Annotated in this window: 16 protein-coding genes and 1 pseudogene; 6 read left to right on the forward strand and 11 right to left on the reverse strand. The window is 73.6% G+C overall.

Annotated elements, in window-relative coordinates; genetic code table 11:
* A pseudogene (locus tag C1J01_RS21400) lies at positions 1 to 3,160 on the reverse strand (hypothetical protein); the annotation flags it as partial.
* 600 nt (positions 3,161 to 3,760) lie between these two features.
* On the opposite strand from C1J01_RS21400, the gene C1J01_RS21405 reads away from it, so the two are divergent.
* Positions 3,761 to 5,539 (forward strand): PP2C family protein-serine/threonine phosphatase, encoded by a 1,779-nt coding sequence (locus tag C1J01_RS21405; RefSeq protein WP_111180763.1) that lies wholly within the window; start codon positions 3,761 to 3,763, stop codon positions 5,537 to 5,539.
* On the opposite strand, the gene C1J01_RS21410 is transcribed toward C1J01_RS21405, so the two are convergent.
* Positions 5,536 to 6,195, reverse strand: a complete 660-nt coding sequence (locus C1J01_RS21410; RefSeq protein ID WP_111180764.1) for a FadR/GntR family transcriptional regulator — start codon at positions 6,193 to 6,195, stop codon at positions 5,536 to 5,538. The genes C1J01_RS21405 and C1J01_RS21410 overlap by 4 nt on opposite strands.
* A 72-nt stretch (positions 6,196 to 6,267) precedes the next feature.
* Positions 6,268 to 7,269: an ADP-ribosylglycohydrolase family protein gene (locus tag C1J01_RS21415; RefSeq protein WP_111180765.1), complete on the reverse strand. Its 1,002-nt coding sequence runs from the start codon at positions 7,267 to 7,269 to the stop codon at positions 6,268 to 6,270.
* 75 nt (positions 7,270 to 7,344) lie between these two features.
* Here C1J01_RS21415 and C1J01_RS21420 point away from each other — a divergent pair, with 75 nt between their 5' ends.
* Entirely contained in the window at positions 7,345 to 9,285 is a 1,941-nt protein-coding gene (locus C1J01_RS21420) for a Xaa-Pro dipeptidyl-peptidase (protein WP_111180766.1), read from the forward strand.
* 61 nt (positions 9,286 to 9,346) lie between these two features.
* Here C1J01_RS21420 and C1J01_RS21425 read toward each other — a convergent pair whose 3' ends face one another.
* The 5 genes from C1J01_RS21425 to C1J01_RS21445 form a co-directional block, all read right to left on the reverse strand.
* The gene (locus C1J01_RS21425; RefSeq protein ID WP_111180767.1) at positions 9,347 to 11,131 is read right to left on the reverse strand and encodes an RNA polymerase sigma factor; all 1,785 of its coding nucleotides are present in this window, start codon (positions 11,129 to 11,131) and stop codon (positions 9,347 to 9,349) included.
* A 39-nt stretch (positions 11,132 to 11,170) separates the two neighbouring features.
* On the reverse strand, positions 11,171 to 12,385 hold the full coding sequence (locus tag C1J01_RS21430; protein WP_111180768.1) for an FAD-dependent oxidoreductase: 1,215 nt from the start codon (positions 12,383 to 12,385) through the stop codon (positions 11,171 to 11,173).
* Positions 12,382 to 13,110: a maleate cis-trans isomerase family protein gene (locus tag C1J01_RS21435; protein WP_220040019.1), complete on the reverse strand. Its 729-nt coding sequence runs from the start codon at positions 13,108 to 13,110 to the stop codon at positions 12,382 to 12,384. Before C1J01_RS21435 ends, C1J01_RS21430 begins: the two co-directional genes overlap by 4 nt.
* An 88-nt stretch (positions 13,111 to 13,198) precedes the next feature.
* Complete coding sequence (locus tag C1J01_RS21440) at positions 13,199 to 13,414, reverse strand: hypothetical protein (protein WP_111180769.1); 216 nt, start codon at positions 13,412 to 13,414, stop codon at positions 13,199 to 13,201.
* 740 nt (positions 13,415 to 14,154) lie between these two features.
* Positions 14,155 to 15,000: a hypothetical protein gene (locus C1J01_RS21445; RefSeq protein ID WP_111180770.1), complete on the reverse strand. Its 846-nt coding sequence runs from the start codon at positions 14,998 to 15,000 to the stop codon at positions 14,155 to 14,157.
* 217 nt (positions 15,001 to 15,217) lie between these two features.
* Between C1J01_RS21445 and C1J01_RS21450 the strand changes: the two genes are divergently transcribed.
* Positions 15,218 to 16,477: a helix-turn-helix domain-containing protein gene (locus tag C1J01_RS21450; RefSeq protein WP_111180771.1), complete on the forward strand. Its 1,260-nt coding sequence runs from the start codon at positions 15,218 to 15,220 to the stop codon at positions 16,475 to 16,477.
* A 182-nt stretch (positions 16,478 to 16,659) separates the two neighbouring features.
* Positions 16,660 to 17,490 carry an SAM-dependent methyltransferase gene (locus C1J01_RS21455; RefSeq protein ID WP_111180772.1) on the forward strand — a complete coding sequence of 277 codons (831 nt, stop codon included), beginning with the start codon at positions 16,660 to 16,662 and terminating at the stop codon, positions 17,488 to 17,490.
* 10 nt (positions 17,491 to 17,500) lie between these two features.
* On the opposite strand, the gene C1J01_RS21460 is transcribed toward C1J01_RS21455, so the two are convergent.
* Positions 17,501 to 18,319, reverse strand: coding sequence for a DUF4253 domain-containing protein (locus tag C1J01_RS21460; protein WP_111180773.1), 819 nt, complete (start codon positions 18,317 to 18,319; stop codon positions 17,501 to 17,503).
* 130 nt (positions 18,320 to 18,449) lie between these two features.
* On the opposite strand from C1J01_RS21460, the gene C1J01_RS21465 reads away from it, so the two are divergent.
* Positions 18,450 to 19,037, forward strand: a complete 588-nt coding sequence (locus C1J01_RS21465) for an HAD family hydrolase (protein WP_235854578.1) — start codon at positions 18,450 to 18,452, stop codon at positions 19,035 to 19,037.
* Here C1J01_RS21465 and C1J01_RS21470 read toward each other — a convergent pair.
* Positions 19,034 to 19,681, reverse strand: a complete 648-nt coding sequence (locus C1J01_RS21470; RefSeq protein WP_111180775.1) for a TenA family protein — start codon at positions 19,679 to 19,681, stop codon at positions 19,034 to 19,036. The genes C1J01_RS21465 and C1J01_RS21470 overlap by 4 nt on opposite strands.
* Positions 19,682 to 19,738: 57 nt before the next feature.
* On the opposite strand from C1J01_RS21470, the gene C1J01_RS21475 reads away from it, so the two are divergent.
* A complete protein-coding gene (locus tag C1J01_RS21475) occupies positions 19,739 to 20,572 on the forward strand; it encodes an endonuclease/exonuclease/phosphatase family protein (protein ID WP_111180776.1) in 834 nt (277 codons plus the stop codon).
* A 62-nt stretch (positions 20,573 to 20,634) separates the two neighbouring features.
* Here the strand turns inward: C1J01_RS21475 and C1J01_RS21480 are convergent, their stop codons facing one another.
* The gene (locus C1J01_RS21480) at positions 20,635 to 21,738 is read right to left on the reverse strand and encodes a TIGR03118 family protein (protein WP_111180777.1); all 1,104 of its coding nucleotides are present in this window, start codon (positions 21,736 to 21,738) and stop codon (positions 20,635 to 20,637) included.
* Positions 21,739 to 21,774 lie beyond the last annotated feature (36 nt).

The raw sequence follows: 21,774 nt of genomic DNA on the forward strand, positions 1-21,774 counted from the left end.
CCCGCATCCACAGCCCGAGGTGCGGCAACACCGCGAGCGCCGCGATCGCGCCCAGCACCACCAGCGTGAACGCGGGGTCGTCCAGCGACCACACCACCAACTGCACGGCGGAGGCCACGGCCATCACCCCCGCCACACCGGGACGCGAACCGGTGACCGCCTGCACGGTCAGCGCGACCAGCACCACCCCGTAGAACGCCAGCGTCCCCGCGTACGGCAGGTCCGCCACCACGGGCACGAGCACCAGGCATCCCGGCACGGCGGCGGTGGCCACGGCACGTCCCGCCGAAGCGCCGCGCACCCGGCGCGCCAGCAGCACCCAGGTCGCCACCGCGAACGCCCCGACCCCGAGCGCCGTCACCACCCTCGACACGCCGAGCCCGGCGGGCTCCGCCATGAACCAGACCCAGCCCGGGGACCGCCACCCGCCGAACAACGAGGCCCACGGACGTTCGAGCGCGTCGTAGGGGTACTCCAGCACCCGCATCCACAGCCCGAGGTGCGGCAACAGCGCGAGCGCCGCCGCCGGCCCGGCCAGCGCGTACGCCCACGTCCGTCCCGGCCCGCGCAGCCGCCCGCCCGACGAGGCCAGCGCCAGCGCGCCCACCGCGAGCACCAGCGACAGCCGGGCCAGGTCCTGCGCCAGCACCATGGAGACCGGCCACAACGCCAGCGCGGCCCCGCCGAGCGGCAGCGCGGCGGCGTCCGGCAGGACGGGCAGGGCGGCGGCCCGCGACAGCAGCACCGCCACGAGCAGCAGCACCAGCGCCGCGTCGCGCTCGCCGAGCCCGCCGCCGAGCGCCGCCGCCACGCTCTCCGCCCCGATCGCCAGCCCGGTCACCGACGAGGCCACGCTCGTGACCGGCGAGCCCCTGCCGCGAATCGCGCACAGCGCCGCCGTCACCGCGATCGCCGCCAGCACGGCGAGCGTCGCCGCCTGGTCGGCCAGGGACCAGGACACCGCCAGCGTCGCCGTCCACAGGCTCGCGCCGCCCGCCGCCGACCGGGTCGCCGCCGACCACAGCGCCAGAGCCGCCGTCAGGACGATGAGGAACGCGAGCGCCGCCCAGTACGGCAGATCGGCCACCACCGGCAGCGTCGTGGCCGCCAGCGGGAACACGATCATCGCCACGCCTGTCGCGCCCTGGCGTCCCCACCGCGCCCACACCGCGACCGTGGCGGCCGCCCCGGCCAGCACCAGCACCGGCAGCAGCGCCGGCTGCGCCGGCCAGGGTCCCGCCGGGCTGAGCGCCTCACGAGCCCCCTCCGCGGCGCCCGCCCAGGCGTTCGTCAGCCATCCGTACGGCCCGACGAGCGCGGGCACCACGGCCCTGCTCAGCGGCAACGGCGCGAGCACGGCCAGCAGGCACGCCTCGGCCACCGCGACCGTGCGCCACGTCCCGCGCGGCCGCCGCCACGCCGAGGCCGCCGCGAGCATGGCGCCGGCCGCCAGGACGAGCGCCCGCTGCTCCTCGTCCAGGTGTTGTCCCAGCGCGAACAGTCCCACGGCGACCGCCGCCGCCTCGGCCGCCGTCCGGCCGCCCGGGCGTACCAGATGGGTGAGCCGGTCGAGGGCGCCGAGGGCGAGGGTGGCGTACGCGCGGCGGCCGCGCACGACGGCGGCGGCCAGCCGGCGTGACGGCCGGGTGACGACGAGGGTGGCCGCGCGTACGCCCATCAGGGCCAGGGCGGCGGCCGTCCCGCCGCCGCACAGTGCCCACACGAGCAGCCCCGCCGCGAGCGTCGCCCCGGCACCGCCCACGGCCCGTACGGGGCCGCGGCGCCCGGCGACCGCGCAGACCGCCGTGACCACCAGCAGCCCGGCGGCGACCGCCCCGGTGACCTGCCGGTCGGCCAGCGCCCAGCAGGCGGCCAGCACGCCCGCGTACCCGCCCAGCCACACGGCGGCCCCGTGGCGGCGGCCGGCCGCCCACAGCAGCGCGCCGGACAGGGCCACCAGCACCGCCGGCGTCACCGGGTACGGCAGCCCGGCCGCCACCGGCGCGGTCAGCACGGCCAGAGAGCCGGTGACCAGGCAGACGGCCTGCCGCAGTTCGGGAGTCCACCACAGGCCACGTGACGGGACGAGCGCCGCGCCCAGCGCCGCGGCGGCCATGACCACGGGGGTCGCGAGGGAGTCGTCCCACCGGATGCCGGACGGGCTCAGCAGCCCGAGGTCCGGCATGTCCGGCCAGACGGACACGATCCAGCCCAGCGGTGCGAACGCCACCGTGGCCGCCGCGTACGCCTTCGCCGCGGCGGCCGTCCCCAGCACGAGCAGCCCGCCCGTGCGGACCCCGTCGCGCAGCCGCGCCGGCAGCCCGAGCGCGGCGGCGAGCACGAGACAGGCCGCGCCCGCCACGACGGCGGCCACCCACGATCCGGGCACGACGTGGGCGGGCACCCCGGACAGCGCGGCCGCCGCGGCGAGCGCGCCACAACCGCCGACCACCCCGCGGGCGACCGCCCCCCGCGTCCGAGCCGCCCACGACAACGCCACCACGGACGCCGCCCCCATGACCGCCGCCAAGGCGATCGCTCCGCCGGAACCCCCCGCGACCTGCCCGAAGCAGGCCAGTCCCACGCCGGCGAGCCAGGTGAGGGAGCCGGTGACGGCGGAGGTGAGGTATTCGGCGGCGGCTCGTGCTCGCCGGGCCGCGCGCCACAGGACCAGGTCCAGGGCGGCGGTCACGACCAGCGCCCCGGCCGGCCACGCCCCGCCCATGGGCAGGTCCCCTTCGATGGCCAGCCCGGCCAGCGGAAGCGGCGTCTGGGCGAGGACGATCGCGACCGGCGCGGGCAGCCGCAGCGGGGCCCGCCAGGCGTAGAGGGCCCACACGGCGGTCAGGGCGGCGGCGCCCACGGCCCAGCCCCACAACGGATCCGGAGAGGGCCCCGTGGCGGGGCCGCCGTCGTCGCCGGAGATCCGTAACACGGCGACGGCGTCCAGCGGGATCAGCACGAGCCCGATCAGCGCCACCGTCTCGGCGGTCGCGACCAGGCGGCGGCGTACGAGCAGCCACGGGGCGGCCAGCACCGCCAGCGTGAACAGCGTCAGGATGAGCGCCCGAAGCGCGGGAACCTGCCAGCTCACCAGCGTGAACACCACCGCCGCGATCGACAGCAGCACCCCGCCGAGCAGCAGGAGCAGGTTCTGCACGGCCCGATGCGACAGATCCCGCCGCGGCCGCACACATCCCAGCGGACGTCGTCGCGGTGCTCGCAGGCATCTCGGCGGACGTTGTCGTGGTGTTCGTATGCGTGTCGGCAGGGGCTGTCGGGGTGTTCGCGCGGATGTCGGCGCGCGTCTCGGCCTCACGTAGGGCCGTGGGCGTGACGGTGGTGGCCGTGCGCGTTCCTGAGCGTGCTTCGCCGGTGGCGGCGCGCATGGCGGCGAGTGCCTGCGCGCGGCGCTTCGTCAGTCCCTCGCGCCGCTCCTCCAACTCGGCGAGCTCGACCGACACGGCCAGGTACGTCTCGGCGGCGGCGCCGTTCAGGAGCAGGCCGCAGCCGGGGCACGACGTCGCGCGGCCCTCGAGGGCGGCGCCGCAGTCGGGACAGTGCGGCCAGTTCATGCGGGAAACCTCCCGAAGATCGGGTCGCTCCCGACCATGCCGCACAATTTCATGCTTTGTCTGGTAATCCCGCATACCGCTTCCGGCCCACGACCGCCCGGAGAGCCGCGCGGAGCCGACGGCTGTTTTGCCGAAACATGACAAAAGCCCTATCTCGCCACGCCCGCCCAGGGCATGGGACAGGTGTGAGCCAGTACCCGCCCCTCGCCTCCTACGAGAGCACCGCCGCCACGGCGAAGCTCCGGGCGCAGCTGGAACGGGTCCGCGGCCGGATGCGTGACAAGGCCGTCCTGGACCACGCGGTCGCCAAGCTGGCGACGCGGGAGAACATCCGGCCCTGCGAGGCAGCCGAGCGACTCGCCGGAATCGCCCAGTACAGCGGGCTGGACCCGGCGGAGGTGGCCCGGCGCGTGCAGGCCCCGCCCGTCCCGGACATCCCCGTGCCCGAGCTCGGCGACTGGGTCGAGCCCATGCTGGAGACCTTCCACGACTCGGCCTCCTACTCCTGCCCGGTCACGGACGCCTTCGGCCGGGTGGTCGACTTCTTCCTCGCGGCGGTCAACAGCCACTGCAAGACCCCGGACGGCCGGTCCGGCGCGGAGCTGAGAGGGCAGCGGCTGCAGACCATCAGCCCGGGTGTGGCGGCCTCGGGGCTGCTCGACGAGTACATCACGGCGTTCGAGACCGGCGTCCCCTTCCACCGCGCGCTGACGGAGCACGTCGAGATCGTGGGCGAGCGGCTCTGGCCCGCCACGATGAGCGTGCGCGCCGCCCGGGTGGCGGAGGGCCTGCTGCTGAGCTGGTGCGTGCTCGACGAGAAGGACATGCTCGTCTCCGGCTGGAGACGCGCGCAGGACGTGGCCGGGCTCGGCTGGGGCGAGTGGAACCTCGCCACCCGCCAGGCGATCTGGACCCATCAGATGTACGAGGTGTTCGGCCGCGACCCCGCCGCGGGGCCCGTCGCGCTGGAGGACCTCCCGGCCATGGTGCTGCCGGAGGACCTGCCCGTGCTCGACGACGTGGCCGACTCGCTGCTGGAGGCCAGGGAGTCGATCGAGACCGAGTTCAGGATCCAGCATCGCTACGGCGTGCGGCACGTGAGCGTCGTCGCCGAGCCGCTGCTGGACACCGCCGGCGCCCCGGTCAAGCTCCGGTTCCTCGTCCAGGACGTGACGCGGGTCCGCCGCAGGGAACGCGCCGAGGCCAGGGCGCAGGAACGGGCGGTCCGGCAGCAGGAGCGCGCCGAGGAGGAGCACCGGATCGCCGACCACCTGCAGAACACCATCCTGCCGGTTGGCCGGGGCGTCATGCGGCTGCCCGGCCTCGCCGTCGCCGTGCGCTATCTGCCGGCGGAGGACCTGGCCCGGCTCGGCGGCGACTGGTACAAGGCCCGCGCCGTTCCGGACGGCAGAGCCCTGCTCGCCATCGGCGACGCGATGGGCCATGGGCTGACCGCCGCGGGCATCATGCTCCAGATGCGGGCCGGCCTGGCCGGTCTGGCCTACACCGGCGCGCCCGCCAACCAGCTCGGCGCCTGGCTGAACACCCTGCTGACCAGCGCCAGCGAAGGGGTGACGGTGACCGGCACGGCGATCATCGGTCACTTCGACGCCGAAGACCGCACGTTCGCCTGGATGAACGCCGGCCACCCGGACCCCCTGCTCGTCAGGGGAGGCCGCGTCGCGCCGCTGGAGGGCCGGCGGGGCCCGCTGCTCGGCGTCTTCGACGCGGAATACGAGCTGACCGCCGCCCGGCTCGAACCCGGCGACGTCCTGCTGTTCTACACCGACGGGATCGTCGAACGGCGCGGGCAGGCCCTGGACACGGGCGTGCACGCGCTGATCCAGGCCGTGCAGGCGTGCGTCGCGGAAGACTCCGACGAACTGATCGACTGCGTGCTGGAGCGGCTCGGCGGCGACACCATGGAGGACGACGTCTGCCTCCTCTCCGCGCGGGTGCTCTAGAGCTCGGGTTCCTGCTGGTCGAGGATGGCGATGGAGACGGCGACCGCCCGGGCCGGGTCGCCGTCCTCGATGGCCCGCAGCAGCTCACCGTGGGAGTCGTCGGGCTCGAGGGCGGCCTCCTCTTGATCCCTCACGCTGTCGCGCAGGGACTCCAGCATGGTGCGGTAGAAGTCGCCGAGCAGGGCGTTGTGCGCGGCCTCCGCCACCCGCAGGTGGAACTCCGCGTCGGCGTCGGCGAACCCGTCGAGGTCGCCCGCCCGGCCGGCCGCGTCGCGGCGGGCCAGGGAGGAGCGCATCGCGGTCAGGTCCTCCTCCGTGCGCCGGCCCGCCGCCAGCCGGGCGGCGACGAGATCGAGGCCGCGGCGGACGTCGAGGACGTCCATGGCGGCGGCCGTGTCGAGGCGGCGACGCAGGGCGACCTGTGACTCGTCCGTCGCCGTGACGTACGTGCCGTCGCCCTGCCGGGTGTGCAGCAGACCGGCATGCGCCAGCACCCGCACCGCCTCGCGTACGGACAACCGGCTCATGCCGAGGCTCTCGGCCAGCTGGTGCTCGGACGGGATCTTGGTCCCGACCGGCCACACCCCTTCGGCGATCTCCCGGCGTAGCTCCGCGATGGCGGCGTCCACGAGTGACGTCCGGGTGACGTTCCGCATGCGCCCACTCCTCATCGGCTGGAGGGCTTCCACCCTAGATCTCGTACGCTGCCCCGCGGCGGCGGCAGGCGTTCAGCACAGTTCCGCGGCGAGGCGCTCGATCGTCTCGCGGCCCTCCAGCGGGCGCAACCAGGCGGCGGGCAGGACGGCGGCGCCGTGCCGGGCGCCCAGCAGATTCCCGCAGACCGAGCCGGTCGAGTCGCTGTCGCCGGAGTGGTTGACCGACAGCAGCAGCGCGCCCTCCACGGAGGGCTCGGCCAGCGCGCAGTACACCCCGATGGCGAGGGCCTCCTCGGCGATCCAGGCGCCGCCCAGCGACTCGACCCGCTCCGGCGACGGCGCGCCCCGCCCGGCCAGCGTCACGGCCGCGCGCAGGGCCGCCGTCGTCTCCTCGTGGCCGGGGTAGCGGGCCAGCAGGTCCATCGAGTGACGGACGGCGGGCTCCAGCTCCTCGCCGCTCATCAGGTACGCGACGATCGCCGCGAACGCGCCGGCGGCCAGGTAGCCGGTGACGTGCCCATGGGTGATCTGGGCGCAGGCGGCCGACGACTCGAACGCCTCCCGCGGCGAGGGCGCCACCAGCCCGAACGGCGCCGAGCGCATCACCGTGCCGCAGCCCTTGGAGCCGGGGTTGACGGGCCCGGGCCGGCCCATCGGCGACGGGCCGGGGAAGGGCCGGCGCAGGCCTGACAGGCAGGCGTTGCCGGGGGCCCGCCGTGAGTACAGCCAGCCCTCCTCGCGCAGGCGTCCCGTGCGGTGGGGGAGATCCGCCGGCGGAGGCGCCGGATGGTGCTGCGTGTCGAGCCAGCGCAGATACGCCTCCCGGACCTCCCGCACCGTGCCGGCCTGCGAGTCGCGGGCTCGGACCAGGGCTTCGACGGTGAAGAGCGTCATCTGGGTGTCGTCGGTGATGAGCCCCGTCCGCCCCCGCCATGTCGCGACATATCCGGTTATGCCATCAGTCCCGTGATCCGCACGGATCTGCCGCAACGAGTGGAACTCGATCGGCGCCCCGAGCGCGTCGCCGATCGCGCCGCCCAGGAGGCAGCCGCTGACCCGATCTCGAACATCCATGCCTGGATCTTGCCAGTTTCCTGTGCGTCTGGAAGATTTGCCACTAATTTTGATCACCTGTCCCGGAGGTCACGCGTGTCACAATTACGCCCAGCCCTCGTCGCCGCCACCGCCCTCGCGCTCTCCCTCACCGTCGCGACCCCGGCCCAGGCCGTCGCCGAGATCGCCCCTGAGACCCCTGAGATCACCGTCGAGAACGGGCGCACCCAGCCGGTCTTCTCCTACGCCGACGCCGTTCGCGAGCACGTGTACGTGGAGGCGCCCATCGACAGCGACTCCGACGGCAACCTCGACAAGGTCAGGGTGGACATCATCCGCCCCAAGGAGTCCGGCCCAGGGCTCAAGGTTCCGGTCATCATCGACGAGAGCCCGTACTACGACAACTCGGGCCGCGGTAACGAGTCGGAGCGCAAGGTCTACGACGCCGCCGGAAATGTCACGAAATTTCCGCTCTTCTACGACAACTACTTCGTCCCCCGCGGCTACGCCGTCCTCCACGTCGACATGATCGGCACCACCCGCTCCGACGGCTGCCCCGACATGGGCGGCCCGGCCGACGTGCTCGGCGGCAAGGCCGTCATCGACTGGCTGAACGGCCGCGCCAAGGGCTTCAAGGCCGACGGCAGCCCCGCCGCCGCCGACTGGACCACCGGCAAGGCCGCGATGATCGGCAAGTCGTACGACGGCACGCTGGCCAACGCCGTCGCCGCCACCGGCGTCGATGGCCTGGAGACGATCGTGCCGATCTCGGCGATCAGCTCCTGGTACAAGTACCAGCGCTCCAACGGCGTGGTCTACAACTACGACTACATCTCCTACCTGACCAACGCCGTCGACACCGACCCCGACGCCAAGTGCCAGGCCGTCCGCGACGCGCTGAACGCCGCCGACGGCGACGAGACCGGCAATTACAACCCGCTGTGGGCCGAGCGCGACTACATCGACGGCACGCTGGGCGACGCCTCCAAGGTCAAGGCGAGCGTCTTCGTCGTCCACACGGTCAACGACCTCAACGTCAAGCCGGACAACTTCTCCACCTGGTGGCAGGCCCTGGCCGACCGGGACGTGCCGCGCAAGATCTGGGTCGGCCAGACCCAGCACGTGGACCCGTTCGACTTCGAGGGCCGGCGCGGCCTGTGGGTGGACACCCTGCACCGCTGGTTCGACTACTGGCTGCACGGCGTCCGGAACGACATCATGCGGGAGCCCCGCGCCGACGTGGAGGTCGGCCCGGCGCAGTGGATCACCCAGCGCGACTGGCCGGCGCCGTTCGCGGTCAAGGCCCCGCTGCGCCCGTCGCCTGACGGCTCGCTCGGCCTGTTCCGCGCCGCCAAGGGCAGCACGGCGACGTTCACCGACACCCGGATGAACGAGAACACCATGGTCGCGAACATCGGCACGCCCGACCCGCGCCGGATCGCGTTCACCACGGGTGAGCTGCCGGTGGACCTGCGCCTGTCCGGCACGCCGACCGTGGACCTGCGGGTCAAGCTGGACAAGCCGACCTCCAACCTGACCGCGCTGCTCGTCGACTTCGGCGCGGCCACCCGCGTCGACTGGCGCCGCGGCCAGGGCATCACCACGCTCACCGAAGAGGACTGCTGGGGCGAGAGCACCGCGGCCGACGACGGCTGCTACCGCAAGGTCGTCACCAACGTCGCCACGCAGCCGCTGGAGATCGTCGCCCGCGGCTGGATCGACGTGCAGAACCGCGACTCGCTCAGCGAGTCCGCCCCGCTGCCCGTCGGCGAGTACGGCAAGGTCAAGTGGCAGACGCTGCCGCAGGACTACATCTTCAAGAAGGGCCACCGGATCGGGCTGGTGATCGCCGGCACCGACTCCAACTACACCGACGAGGCCGGAACCGGCGCGCAGGTGACCGTCGACCTGACCAAGAGCAGCGTCGTCGTGCCGTTCGCGTCGCCGTTGTCCGGGCTGCCGAAGGACAAGGTCAAGTTCCACGGTCCGGACCGGGTCGAGCTGCCGCAGCCCGACTCCGAGTTCCGCTTCTTCTAGAAGTTCCGCTTCTTTCAGAACAACCGGCGGAACGGCCTCGGGCTCCGCGGAGCCCGAGGCCCTACCCGCATCGGCTCCACGCCACGTCCAAGGTGAGCGTGCCGCCGCCGGAGGCGGTGCCGCCCGTGCGGCGGCCGTCACCGGTGGCGCGGCCCTCCCACCGCACGACGATCTCCCCGCGCTCCACGCCCGGGGCGCACACCATGGGCTCCTCGACCCGGAACCGGGTGCCCGACACCTCGATGCCGTCCGTGGCGGAGACCGAGGTGATGTCACACGAGCCCGTGCACGACAGCCGGAACGACCCCGTACGCTCCGGGCCCAGCCACAGCGACGACGGCGCCAGCCGCGCCACCGGCGGGTCCGGCCTGGGCAGGTCGGCCTTCCTCGGCACCTGCGTCATCGCGGACCCGGCCGCCTGCGGGGCGGTGACCTCGGCCACCCACCGCGAGGGCCGATCCAGCAGCACGCTCGTCTGCGCGGCGGCCTTGGTGATCGTGACCGGGTGCTCGCGCGCGTTCATCACGGCCCACACCAGGCCCGCCGCCAGCAGCGCCACGCCCATGACCAGGCCGAGCCTGGCCACCACCCGCAGCGGCGCGCCGGGCTCGGGGTCGTCGTCCGGCGGCGGGTCCCGCCAGAACTCCTGCCACTGGTCGTCGCCGTTCGCCGTCAGGTCGATCCCGCCGTAGCGGATGAGCGCGCCGTCGCGGTGCTCGCCGTTGCTCTCCCCCTTGGTGGAGACGGTGTAGACGAGCTTGTCGCCGTACGCTGCGCCGCGGAAGGCCCGGGTACGGCTCGGCGGCGTGAACGGATGCCGCCCCCGCACCGCCGGCAGGCTCCGCCCGGCGTCCGGGGCCGGGGTGTCCGGAAGGCTCCGGCCGGGCGAGACGTCCGGCAGGTTCCGCCCGGTGCCCCGGGCCGCGGTGTCCGGCGGCGTCCGGTCGTCGTCCTGGGGACGCGGGTCAGGGAGCTCCTGGTCGGCGGCGGCCGCGCCCGCCGCCGACCAGGGCTTTCCCGCGGTCGCCGTCGTGGGGTCGGCGACCGGGGCGGACAGCATGACGCCGGCACCCGGCTGGACCGGCGCCGAGGAGCCGGTCTCCAGCAGCAGGCGTGCCTGCACGGGGAAGCCGTCCGCCCGCCAGAGAGGTCCTTCTCCGGGCAGCGGCTGCGCCGACGCCAGCCGGTTGGGAAGCGTGCCGGGCAGTGCCGTGATCGGCAGGCGGCGCAGCAGCGCCCCAGCGGTCATCGTCCTGGGCGCGGCCCGGCAGGTCGCGCAGGACTGGATGTGACGGCCGATCCGCGCCCTGGCCCGGCGGCCGGGCGCGGTGACCCACTCCGACACGCGCGCCGCCAGGTCGGCGCACCCGTCGCGGGAACGCGCCGCGATGATCGCGGCGAACCACTCCTCCAGGGCGGCCGCGGCCCGCGCGACGACCGCGCGCACCTCGTCCGCGGGCAGCTCGAAGATCACGGCGATCTCGGCGTCGCCCAGGCCGTGCCGTACGGACAGGTCGAGCAGCTCGCGCTGCGGCCGGTCGAGGGAGAGCAGCGCCTCGGGCAGCAGCTCCGACATCCGGCCGGGCCGCGACCACGAGCCGATGCTCGCGGGCCTGGCGACGACCGCGCGGTGCGCCCGCGCCACCGAGTACAACCACGCCCGGCGCAACGCCGGATCGACCACGCGGTCCGCGTACAGGTGGGCCGTCAGCGCGGCCCCGGCCACCGCCAGCTCGGCGTCGGCCGCGGCCAGCTCGGTGCGGCAGTAGTCGTAGAGACGGGCGCCGTGCTTGTCGCACAGGTCGCGGATCGCCTGACGCGCGTCGTCGGACAGGGTCCGCCACATCGGTGTCACCTCCTCCAGTCGCTACGCGGACGCGGTGGTTCAGGACCTCCCGGCGGGATCCGGGACGGTCCTCGGCACGGTGCCTCTCGGAACGGCTCGCGGCACGGTGTCGAGCAGCGACGCCTGCGCCAGGTACGCCCGGGTCGCGTCGGGATCGCCGGCGATCGCCCGGAGCCCCGCCATGGCCTCCTCCAGCCGGGCGGTGTCGTGCTCGCGCACGCCCGCCAGCCGCGTCCCGCGCGGCGGCAGCACCCGCTGCAGCACCACCGAGCGCCGCCGCCAGGCCCACGCCTCCAGCGCGGCGGCCGGGGCGTGCCCGCCGACCACGGCGGCGATCACCTTGGCCACCTCGGCGGCGTCGTGGATGCCGGCGTTCATGTTGAGCCCGCCGACCGTGGAGGTCAGGTGCGCGGCGTCGCCCACGAACAGCACCCGCCCGCACCGGTACGAGCTCAGCACACCTCGCGACAGCCCGAACCTGTCGGCCCCCGTGATCCGGATCGGCCCGCCGAGCCCCGGCAGCGCCCGGCGCACCAGCAGCGACAGGTTCGACGGCGACAGCGGCTCGTGCGCGTCGCAGGGGATCTTGAAGATGATCCGCCAGTGGTCCGGCAGCCCGAGCAGCGTGCACGACTGCTGCACGTCCCGTACGTACGTCAGCGGCGCCAGGCTCGGCAACATCCGGTCCAGCGGCGAGTCGATGAACACCCGCAGCGCCTGCGTCGGGTACGCCGAGCGCGGGAACGGCAGCCCGAGCGAACCGCGCACGGTGCTGTGGGCGCCGTCGGCGGCGATCAGGTACCGGGCCCGCGTCCAGGTGTGGCCGACGCGGACCCGGATTCCCGTGCCGCCCTCGGCCACGCCGTCCACCTGGGCGCCGAAGCGCACGTCCGCGTCCGGGCAGGCCCGCAGGGCCTCCAGCAGCAGCGCGGTCAGCGACGCCTGGTCGGCGTGGACGCGGAACGGATGCCGGGTCAGCCCGTCGAGCCGGTCCATGCCCATCTCGGCCAGCACCAGCCCGGACCGGTCGCGCCACTGCACCCGGTCCACCACGCGCCCGGCGGCGACCAGCCGGGCGGCCACGCCGAGGCCGTCCAGCAGGTCGAGCGTGGCCGGGTGGAACGTGCAGGCGCGCGGCCGGCGCGGCAGCTCGCTCTCCCGCTCCAGGACGGTGACCTTGATGCCCGCCCTGGCCAGCGAGAGCGCCGCGGTCAGCCCCGTCGGGCCGGCCCCGGCGACGATGACGCCGTTCATGCGGTGTGCCTCCTCGCGACGCCGGCCGGGGCCTCCATGTGGCGGCGGTAGGGCACGCGGCTGAGCGTCACGTGCCGGCCGGTGGCCCGGGACAGGGCCCACCAGGCCGTGCAGAGGTTGGAGGTGAGCAACATCCGGTCGTTGCCGGTGGTGAGCCGGGAGAGCACGGGCAGGGTGGCCATGCCGGTGCCGGTGAACAGCAGCACGGCGTCCCCGGGCGGCTCGGCCAGCTCCACCTGGCTGATCAGCTCGGCGGGGGTGACCGCGTAGGAGGAGTAGCCGTGCTCGGCGCGTACCTGGACGACCTGGGTGACGTTGATCCCGGCCGACTTCCAGAACCGTTCGGCCAGCTCCGTCACCCACGGCTGGTACGGCGACACCAGCACGATGTCGCCCACCCGCACATGGTCCAGCGCCTCGCGGGTGGCCAGCGTGGAGGAGGCGAACGGCACCCCGGTGGCCTCCGACAGCTCGGCGCACTGCTCGCGGTCCTCGTCGGGGCCGAGCAGGTAGCGGGGCTCGCTGCAGGCCATGACCATGGCGTCCAGCCGCAGCCCGCCGAACGCGCCCGTCATGGCGCGCAGCGCGGTGTTGTAGCCCTCCAGCCGGTCGGCGTGGGACAACCCCGACCGTACGGGGAAGCGGGCGACGTGCATGTCGGCGCGTGACCCGAGTAACCGGGTCAGCTCCGGCTCGGCCGACGGGTTCGGGGGCGCCACGATCACGCCTACCCTGCCGCGGCTCACAGTGTGCCCCGTCGTGCGGGGGCGAGGATGCGCATGGGGTCTCCTCCTGTGCGGGAAGGCGGGACGGTCAGGAGGCGCGGTGGCTCAGCGCCTGGTCGATCTCGGTGATGGCCTGGACGGACACCTGCCGGATGCGGCGCAGCCGGTGCACGCTGCGCGCCGGCTCCGCCGGCGGCGACAGGTCCGGCTCCTCGCCCCTGGACCCGGGCCGTACGCCCCGGGGGTGGACTTCGTGTGGCCGCGCCCTGCGCAGCTCCTCTGAGGTGGGCCCCGTGGTGAGCATGTTCGCTCCTGTCCATAGCGGTTCGATGTTGCGAGTCGGAGGTAGATCACAGGTTCGGTGGCGCGGCCCGGCGAGGAGCCGGCATGGCGTGGCCGGCTCCTCTTCCGCCGCGCGATGAGGCCGGTGCCCGGCCTCACGTCCCGACGCCACGGCGACCCGCACCCGCGCCGTGGCGGCGAGCAGAACGGCGGCCGGCGGAACGGCCACCGGCCAGGAGGGTCTCCCGCACAGGACCCTCCACGGGAACCGTTCGCCGGGCGGCCCGTGGGCCGGCTCGGCGACCGGCATCCTGGCGCCCACCACGCCGATCACTCCGGTTCCCGTCCGGCGGCGCCGCCCGTGGGCGAGCCGCTGCCGCTGTGCACCCCGCCGGACCCGGCCGCGGCGCGGCGCGCCCCGCGCTCGGCCGGGCCGGCGGGGAGTGGGCCGACCCCAGGCGCAACCCCTTGACTTGGCCAGCACGCCAGCCGCTACCGCGCTGGCCAACAACACCGCGCCGATGGGATCGGGCACGTGCCGCACGGTGCTGGGGGGAGGCGCCGGGGCCAGCGCTGAGAGCGCCGCCACCGTTCCCGCATGCGCGGCGGACGGGCCTCGCCGGCCGTTCCTGGCCGGTGACCTGCCGCCGCCTGGTGACAGCGCCGCAATTCCGGTGCGCTCACGCGCACTCAGGTGCGTGTCGCCCCCCATAACCGTCATGGCGGACATGGGGGTTCTGTCGTTCGTGGTGCCGAAGGCGGTCATGGCGCCGTCACCGCGCTCACGCCGCCCAGGCCGTCCTCGCTCGTGTCCATGTTCGGCACGCTGACGCCGACCAGCCGCTCGGTCAGGCCGGCCCGCGGCGCCGAGACGCTCCGCTGAGGGGCGCCCGGAGCCCGGCCGAAGGGGAGGTCGCGCGGTGCGACGGCCTCCGTCCACAGGTCCCGCGCCGGGCCGCCCTGCGGGGCGAAGGCCGGGCGGGACGCGGGCGCGCCGCCTGCCACCAGCCGGGCGACCTTCCCCGCGAGCGCGAGGTGCTCGCCGCAGCGGCGGCCCACCTTGGCCTCCAGGCCGGCCACCTGGGCCAGCCGGAGCCGCAGCGACTCCAGCGACGAACGCCGCTGCAGCCCCCGCAGGTCGGCCAGCCGGGCCGGCCAGCGCAGCGACTCACGGCAGTGCGCCTCCACCTCGGCGGCCAGGTCACCGGCGGGGAACCCGCGGTGCCGCAGCCGGGTGGCGAGCATGACGGCCGTGAACGCCGTACGGTCGAAGTCGGCCAGCCTCCCGCTCAGGGCCGCGCCCAGCATCCGGGCGCGATGGCTCAGGCAGGACGCGCTCCAGCCGAGCAGCAGCAGCCGATCGGGGCCGGTCTCGGTGTGCCAGCCGGCCAGCCGCAGCTCCCGCGCCATCCGGTGGTAGAAGCGCCAGCGGTGGCCGGAACCGTCCAGCCAGACCTGCACCCCGCCCAGGGGCAGGCTCGCCACGTGCACGTCCGCGCCGGCCACCGGCCCGGCCACCCGGGCGCAGATGCGCCGGACGACCTGCTCCTGTCCGGGGGAGGCTGCCGCTTCCAGGTGCGGCGTGCCGCCCGGGGTGTCCATGGTCACCTTCGGCCACCTCCTCGCGGGAACTCTCGGAACCCTTGACTGTTAAGCCTCAGTTACCACACACGCTGATAGTCTCCGTACGGACCGGGATGTGTCAACTGACAGTTTGCATATACGTTGATACCCGTCCGCGTGGCAGAGCTGGCCCGCATGGCAGGGGACACCGCGCCCGGAGTCCCTTACGCTGGAGACGTTCACGGGCGGTAGGAGGTGTGCCGTGGCGAACTTCGCCGAACGGCTCGATCTCGCGCTGACCAAGCGCGGCTACACCGGTGCTCAGGTCGCCTCCGCCCTGACGGAGGCCGGCATCCCCATCACGCGCGCCTACGTCAGTCAGCTGCGCACCGGCAAGCAGACCAACCCGACCCTCCAGGTGCTGCGGGCGCTGGCCTCGTGCCTGCAGGTGAGCGTCGGCTGGCTGGTCGGCGACGACTACGTCGAGTCCGGCGCGGTCGACGACCTCCAGCTGCGCGCGGCCACCCTCGGCCTGGCCGCCTCCGGCCTGTCCGAGAGCTCCCTCGTCGTCCTGCGCGGCGTGGTCGAGCTGGCTCGCAAGGCCGAGGGGCTGCCTGAGGAGCCCGAGGCCGCCGTCCCCGACATCCCCGAGGCGGCCACGCCGCTGGGCGACCCGCAGCGCCGGGCGCTCGGCAAGCGCCTGCACGGCCTGCGCAAGGCCGCCCGGCTCTCCGTCGAGCAGGTCGAGACCGCGCTCGGCAAGGGCGCCGCCGCGATCCCGGCGGTCGAGGACGGCCGGCTCGCGCCCGCGCCCATCACCGTCGAGCGGCTGCTGACCCTCTACGGCGTCACCGCCCCGCCGATCCGCGAATACGTGCTCTCACTGGCCAGGGGCGAGCGCGAGGCCGCCTGGCACGACGCGCAGTCGGTGCCCGTCTGGCTCGCCGCCGCGTACGCGCTGGAGCAGCGGGCGACGGTGATCCGTACCTACCAGCCGCAGTTCGTCCCGCCGCTGCTGCAGACCGAGGACTACGCGCGCGCCGCCATCACCGTGACAGGGCCGGCGACGCTCGGCCAGCAGACGGTCGACGAGGCGCTCGCCCTCGTGCTGGCCCGCCAGGAGGCCATGACCCGCGACGGGAGCGCGGTGTTGTGGGCGGTGATCGACGAGAGCGTGCTGGCGCGCTCGATCGTCGGCCCCCACGTGCAGCTCCGCCAGCTCGACGTGCTCATCGAATCGGCCAAGCGGCCCAACGTCTCGCTGCACGTCGTGCCGATGGACGACCCGGTCTACGTGCCGCGTACGGGGCCGTTCACGTTGTGGCGGTTCGCCGAGGCGTTCGAGCCCGACATCGCCTGCGCGCACGGCGTCGAGTCCGACGAGCTGATCACCGACGCGGCCGCGGTCGAGGCCTACCATCAGGCCTTCACCAAGTTGTCGGTGACCACGACGACGCGCGAGGAGACGGTCGAGTTGCTGAACGCGCATCGCGAAAGGCTTTCGCGTTCGTTCGTGAAATGATCTCTTTTCCCGCTTTTGAGATCATTATGCGTGTCATTGGTTACCCACATATACCCAAATCCAATGGCTTTTCCGGTTGTCTTCTCGCCTGCAGCGAGGATCATATGGTCTGGGTCATCGAGTGGGGTCCGAAAGGACAACTTTTCCCGAGATAGTGGGCGAGGGGAAAGGGGCAACACTCAATGCGTCAGCGTGCCATCCGAAACCTGGCGAAGCTGGAGCTGACCCAAGCGAGAATCACCCGTATTCTCGACGCCGCCGCGGGCGGAAAGAACAATTTCGTGGCGGATCGTGAGGCCGTGCGGCGCTATGACGCGGCCGCACCCGTCACGACGGCGGCCGCCCGAGCCGTGCTCGCCTTTCTGGGCCGCGTGGTCCGCCATCTGGCGGCCGGCGGCGTGGACCAGTTCGTGATCGTCGGCAGCGGCGTGCCCAGCGGCCTGCCGCCGGGCCGGCAACTGCACGACGTCGCCCGCGACGCCCTCGACGGCGCCGCCCGTGTCGTCTACGTCGACAACGACCCCATGGTGCTCGCCGCCGCGAGGGCCACCATCGAGCCCGTCACCGACCTGGTACGCGTCGTCGAAGGCGACATCGGCGAGATCGACGACGTGCTCGACGACCGGGTGGTGCAGACGTTCCTGGACTGGGAGCGGCCGATGGCGGTGCTGCTGGTGTCGACCCACGCGCTCAACGACGACGAGTACGTCCATTACGTGATCAAACGCATCCGCCAGGAGGTCCCGGAGGGGAGCTACCTGTCGCTCGTGCAGACCACGTTCGACGCCGTCCCGCCGGAGCTGCTGCCCGCCATCCACGACCTGCTGGCGATGACGCTGCCCGGCCACGCGATCCGCACCCGGGAGGAGGTGGCGGCGTTGCTCGACGATCTGGAGCTGGTGGATCCGGGGCTGGTGTGGGCCCCGGAATGGCGGCCCGGCCCGTACGACACCGCCTGCTCCGAACAACCCGGCACGTCCGGGACGTACGGCGCCGTGGCCCGCGTCCCATGAGGCGCGGGTCTCAGTCCCACCAGAACGACCAGGCGTGGCCGCCGACGAGCTGCTCGGCGTACGCCTGGAGGTCGCCGGGGCCCTGCACCACGTTGTCCGGGCAGAACGTCCAGTGCTCGGCGGCCACGTGCAGGGCGTGCTCCAGGTCAACCGGCGGCGCCGCCACGCTGAGGTCCAGCGTGTTGAAGCCGACGCCGACCACCCGCGCCCCGAACCGGTCCTCCCAGCTGCGCACCACCGCGGCCATCGGCACCATCCACTCGTTGTGGTGCAGCGCCCCCTGCCAGCCCATGACCGCCAGGGCGTCCGCGCCGCGCCCGGCGGCCACCAGGCCGAGCGGCATGCCCCTGGCCGCCAGCTCGCCCGCGAGCCAGTCGGCCACCGCCCCGGGGTCGGCCCGCAGCACGCCCGCCGGCGCCGGCCCGGGGCAGATCGCGCCGTACGGCTCCAGCTCCTCCAGCGCGTCCGGCGGCATCTGCGCCACCCACTCCTGCCACACCTCGGCCATGAACCCCTCGGCGGTGAAGTGGTCGATCTGGCGCGGGTCGTCCGGCACCACCTGGCCGATCGCCCACGGCTGCGCCGACTCGTCCAGCAGCAGCGGCCACAGGCCGCTGTGCGGGTGCCACTCGCGCATCCGCGCCCAGTCGGCGCCGCTCGCCGGGTCGTCGCTCATCCAGAACGCCGGCCGCTGCGCGCGGCCCTGCCCGGTGTAGCCGGGATCCGGCCAGACCACGTCACCGGGCGGCAGGTCTCCGGGCAGCCTGCGGCCCCTGCCGCCGTCGGGGAACAGCTGGCACAGCTCACGTGGCAGCCGGTGATCGCTCATTACCTACCGTTCCGCTACCGAATCCTGTCTCGGAGATGGTAGTGCCGGCGGTCCCTCCGGCACCGTCGGCGAGATCTGCCAAAAACGTCCGCCCGCGACAGAGGCGGGCGCGCCCGGCAGAATGGGAGCCGTGCTTGCTTTCGACGCGGTCCTGTCCGACTTCGACGGCGTGCTGCGCCACTTCGACCACGCCGCCCAGGCCGCCATCGAGGCCCGCTACGGCCTGCCGCTGATGAAGACGGCCTTCGACCCCGAGCTGATCATGCCGCCCACGCTCGGCCAGGCCACGGAGGCGCAGTGGGCCGAGTCGATCGCCCTGGCGCTCGGCGGCGACGAGCGCGTCCGCCAGGCGGTCGCCGAGTTCATGGAGATCCGCTTCTGGGTGGACGAAGAGGTCAGGGCGCTGCTGGCCGCGGCGCAGCGGCACGTGCCGGTGATCCTCGTGACCAACGCGATGGACACGCTGGAGGCCCACCTCGACCTGCTCGGGCTGACGTACTTCGCCGACGACGTGGTCAGCAGCCACCGGGTCGGCGTGGCCAAGCCCGACCCGGCCATCTACCGGATCGCCGCGGAGCGGGCGGGCGTGGCGCCCGAGCGCTGCCTGTTCGTCGACGACCGGCCGGCGAACGTCGAGGCCGCCCGCGCGCTCGGCATGACCGGCGTCCACTACCGCACCTTCGACGACCTGGCGTCCGTGCTCCGCCTGCCGTCCTAGCCGTCCTGCGCCATGTCGAAGAACGCCCGCTCCAGCTCGACGGCCCGCCGGAACACTCCGAGCACCTCCTGCCGCCGCTCCTCGCCCAGACCGGCGCCCAGGCGGTCGAGCTCGCCGCACAGGAACGCCACCCAGGCACGGAACTCCGCGCCCTCGTGCAGCTCGATCCACTCCCGGTGCACGAAGCTCTCCGGCAGCGGCTCCGCGGCCCGCGAGGCCCAGCCGAGGTAACACCACTCGGCCACGCACAACACCGCGGCGATCAGCAGGTAGTCCTGGGAGGTGCGGACCTCGTCCATGAGCTCCTTGAACGCCGCCGTCACCGGCTCCGGCGGTGCGTCCGTGCGCCCGCCCAGCTCCGCCAGCGCCCGGTGGAAGTACGTCTTCTCCTCGGTCGTCGCCGTCGCCCCGAGGAATTTCCCGTACGGAACCCGCGCCTCGAACGTGTCGGCGCTCGCCACGGCCGCCCCCAGCAGCGCCGTGAAGGAGTCCACGAACTGGAAGTCCTGCTCCAGGTAGCGCCGCATGTCGTCGCCGGCGACCGTGCCCGTCGTGATCGCCATCGCGAACGGGTGGGTGACCACGGCCGTCCAGTCAGGCTCGCACCGGCTCCTGAGCCACTCGCTGAATGATCGTTCGCTCACGTTCCAGACTGTAACCCGGCGCACGTACCGCAGTCCCCGCCGGGTAGCGCCCCTGGCATGCGCATCGCCACACTCAACCTCTGGGCCCGGCACGGCGACTGGCAGCGGCGCAGGGAGGTGCTCCAAGCGGGGTTCCGCGAGCTGCGCCCGGATCTCGTCGCCTTCCAGGAGTCCGTGGTCACGGCCGACTACGACCAGGTCGCCGACCTGCTGGGCCCCGGCTACCACGTCGTCCACCAGGAGGACGGGGAGGCCGACGGCACCCGTGCCTCCATCGCGAGCCGCCTGCCGCCGGGGGAGGTCAGGCAGGAGCGGCTGGCCGTCACCGAGCGTGTGGACCCGTCGGAGTTCTCCGGCTGGGCCTGCCTCGCCGAGATCCCCGCGCCCGAGCCGCTGCTGTTCGTCAACCACAAGCCCTCCTTCCGCCTGGGGCACGAGCGGGAGCGCGAGTTGCAGGCCGTACGGACCGCGGCGCTCATCGAGGAGATGCTCGGCGGGCGGGACCTGCACGTGGTCGTGGCGGGGGACTTCGACGCGACGCCCGACTCGGCCGGCGTGCGGTTCTGGAGCGGGCTGCAGTCGCTGGAGGGGATGAGCGTCGCCTACCGCGACCTGTGGCACTGGGCCCACCCGCACGACCCCGGCCACACCTTCACCCCCGTCAACCCCCTCGTCCGCGCGGGGAACTGGCCGCTGGAGACCGGCCGGCGCATCGACTACCTCTTCGTGCGCTGCCGGGGCAACGGCCCGACCCTGCGCCTGCGGGACTGCCGCCGGATCTTCGACGAGCCCGTGGCGGGCGTCTGGGCGAGTGACCACTTCGGCCTGGTCGCCGATCTGGAACATGTTTCCGGCGCGGCTCGCGCCAACCGCGCCGGAAACGTCATGTGACCGCCGCCGCCGGCCGTCGCGGGCGGGCTGCGCTCCCGCCGGGCCGGAGGCGACGGCGCCGGTCAGTAGCCTCCGTACGGGTTCCGGGAGGGCCTGGCGCTCGGTGCGGGGCTTCCCGCGCCGCTGGAGGTCACCTTGGTGCCCTTCGGGGCGATCACACCGATCAGGCCGTGCTTGGCGCCGTCGATGCCGGCGGAGAACCACAACGCGCCCTCGCCGCCGGTGGCCGCGGTGCCGGGCTGCAGGTCCCACAGGCCCGGCAGCACGACCGGCCTGCCGTTCGCCAGGCGCAGCGCGCCCAGGTGCCGTCCCCGCTGGTAGGCGTGGACGGTGCCGTCGCCGAAGTTGCCGACCAGCAGCGCGCCGGCGAACTGACGCCAGCCCTTCGGCGCGGCGCTCAGCCCCCACGGCGCGTTGAGCCCGGTCCTGGCGATGCGGCCGGTCAGCCGCCCGTCCATGCTGAACCGGCTCACGAAACCCTTGCCGGCGCCGAAGACCGGCTTGCCGGTGGCCTTGTCGCGCACGGCGTAGGCGACCCACACGTTGCCGTTGACCACGGCCACGTTGTACGCCTTGTACGTCGAGGGGATCTCCGTGTCCCTGAACTGCCAGCGCCGCAGCTGGATGCGCCGGAAGTCCTCGTCGAAGGCGTGCACGCGCCCGCTCGCGAAGTCGGCGGCCAGCAGGAAGGCGCCGTCGTCGGTCTGCACGAGTTCGAGACCCTTGTAGTCGGCGCCGCGGGTGAACGCCGCGATGACCGCGTTGGCCGGGTCGACCTCGGCGTTCCAGCCGGTGATGGCGCCGCTCGGGCTGGAGAAGATGAACGTGGCCGGCTTGCCCTTCACGGTGAAGCCCTCACCGGAGTTGAACACCTGCCCGGTCGGCGACCCGCCCGGGATCGCGACCTCCGTCTTCTCCTTCTTGCCGGTGCCGGAGTAGACGGTGGCGGTGCCGGTCCCGGTGTTCGAGACCCAGAGGGTCTTGCCCATGGCCAGGCCCCACGGGTTGACGACCTTGGGGTCGGTGACACGGGCTTTGCCCTTGACGTCCGACACAAGGTTGATGACGTCGAATCGAGTCCTGGGGGTGGTGGCGTGCGCGGGAGTGGTGAGAGTCGCTCCCAGCACGGCCGCGACAGCGCAGAGTGTGATGATGCGTGGCCGCATCCGGTGCCTCCTAATGAGCGCTTGTGACGCGAGATA

This window comes from Nonomuraea aridisoli, from assembly GCF_003236395.1.
In the GTDB taxonomy this organism is placed as follows: domain Bacteria; phylum Actinomycetota; class Actinomycetes; order Streptosporangiales; family Streptosporangiaceae; genus Nonomuraea; species Nonomuraea aridisoli.

What these genes read in the sequence shown, in the direction of transcription:
- C1J01_RS21475 (WP_111180776.1), top strand. Translation starts at nt 19,739, where the DNA reads ATGCGCATCGCCACACTCAACCTCTGGGCCCGGCACGGCGACTGGCAG.
- C1J01_RS21460 (WP_111180773.1), bottom strand. Translation starts at nt 18,319, where the DNA reads ATGAGCGATCACCGGCTGCCACGTGAGCTGTGCCAGCTGTTCCCCGAC.
- C1J01_RS21430 (WP_111180768.1), bottom strand. Translation starts at nt 12,385, where the DNA reads ATGAACGGCGTCATCGTCGCCGGGGCCGGCCCGACGGGGCTGACCGCG.
- C1J01_RS21410 (WP_111180764.1), bottom strand. Translation starts at nt 6,195, where the DNA reads ATGCGGAACGTCACCCGGACGTCACTCGTGGACGCCGCCATCGCGGAG.
- C1J01_RS21455 (WP_111180772.1), top strand. Translation starts at nt 16,660, where the DNA reads ATGCGTCAGCGTGCCATCCGAAACCTGGCGAAGCTGGAGCTGACCCAA.
- C1J01_RS21480 (WP_111180777.1), bottom strand. Translation starts at nt 21,738, where the DNA reads ATGCGGCCACGCATCATCACACTCTGCGCTGTCGCGGCCGTGCTGGGA.
- C1J01_RS21425 (WP_111180767.1), bottom strand. Translation starts at nt 11,131, where the DNA reads ATGTGGCGGACCCTGTCCGACGACGCGCGTCAGGCGATCCGCGACCTG.
- C1J01_RS21415 (WP_111180765.1), bottom strand. Translation starts at nt 7,269, where the DNA reads ATGGATGTTCGAGATCGGGTCAGCGGCTGCCTCCTGGGCGGCGCGATC.
- C1J01_RS21440 (WP_111180769.1), bottom strand. Translation starts at nt 13,414, where the DNA reads ATGCTCACCACGGGGCCCACCTCAGAGGAGCTGCGCAGGGCGCGGCCA.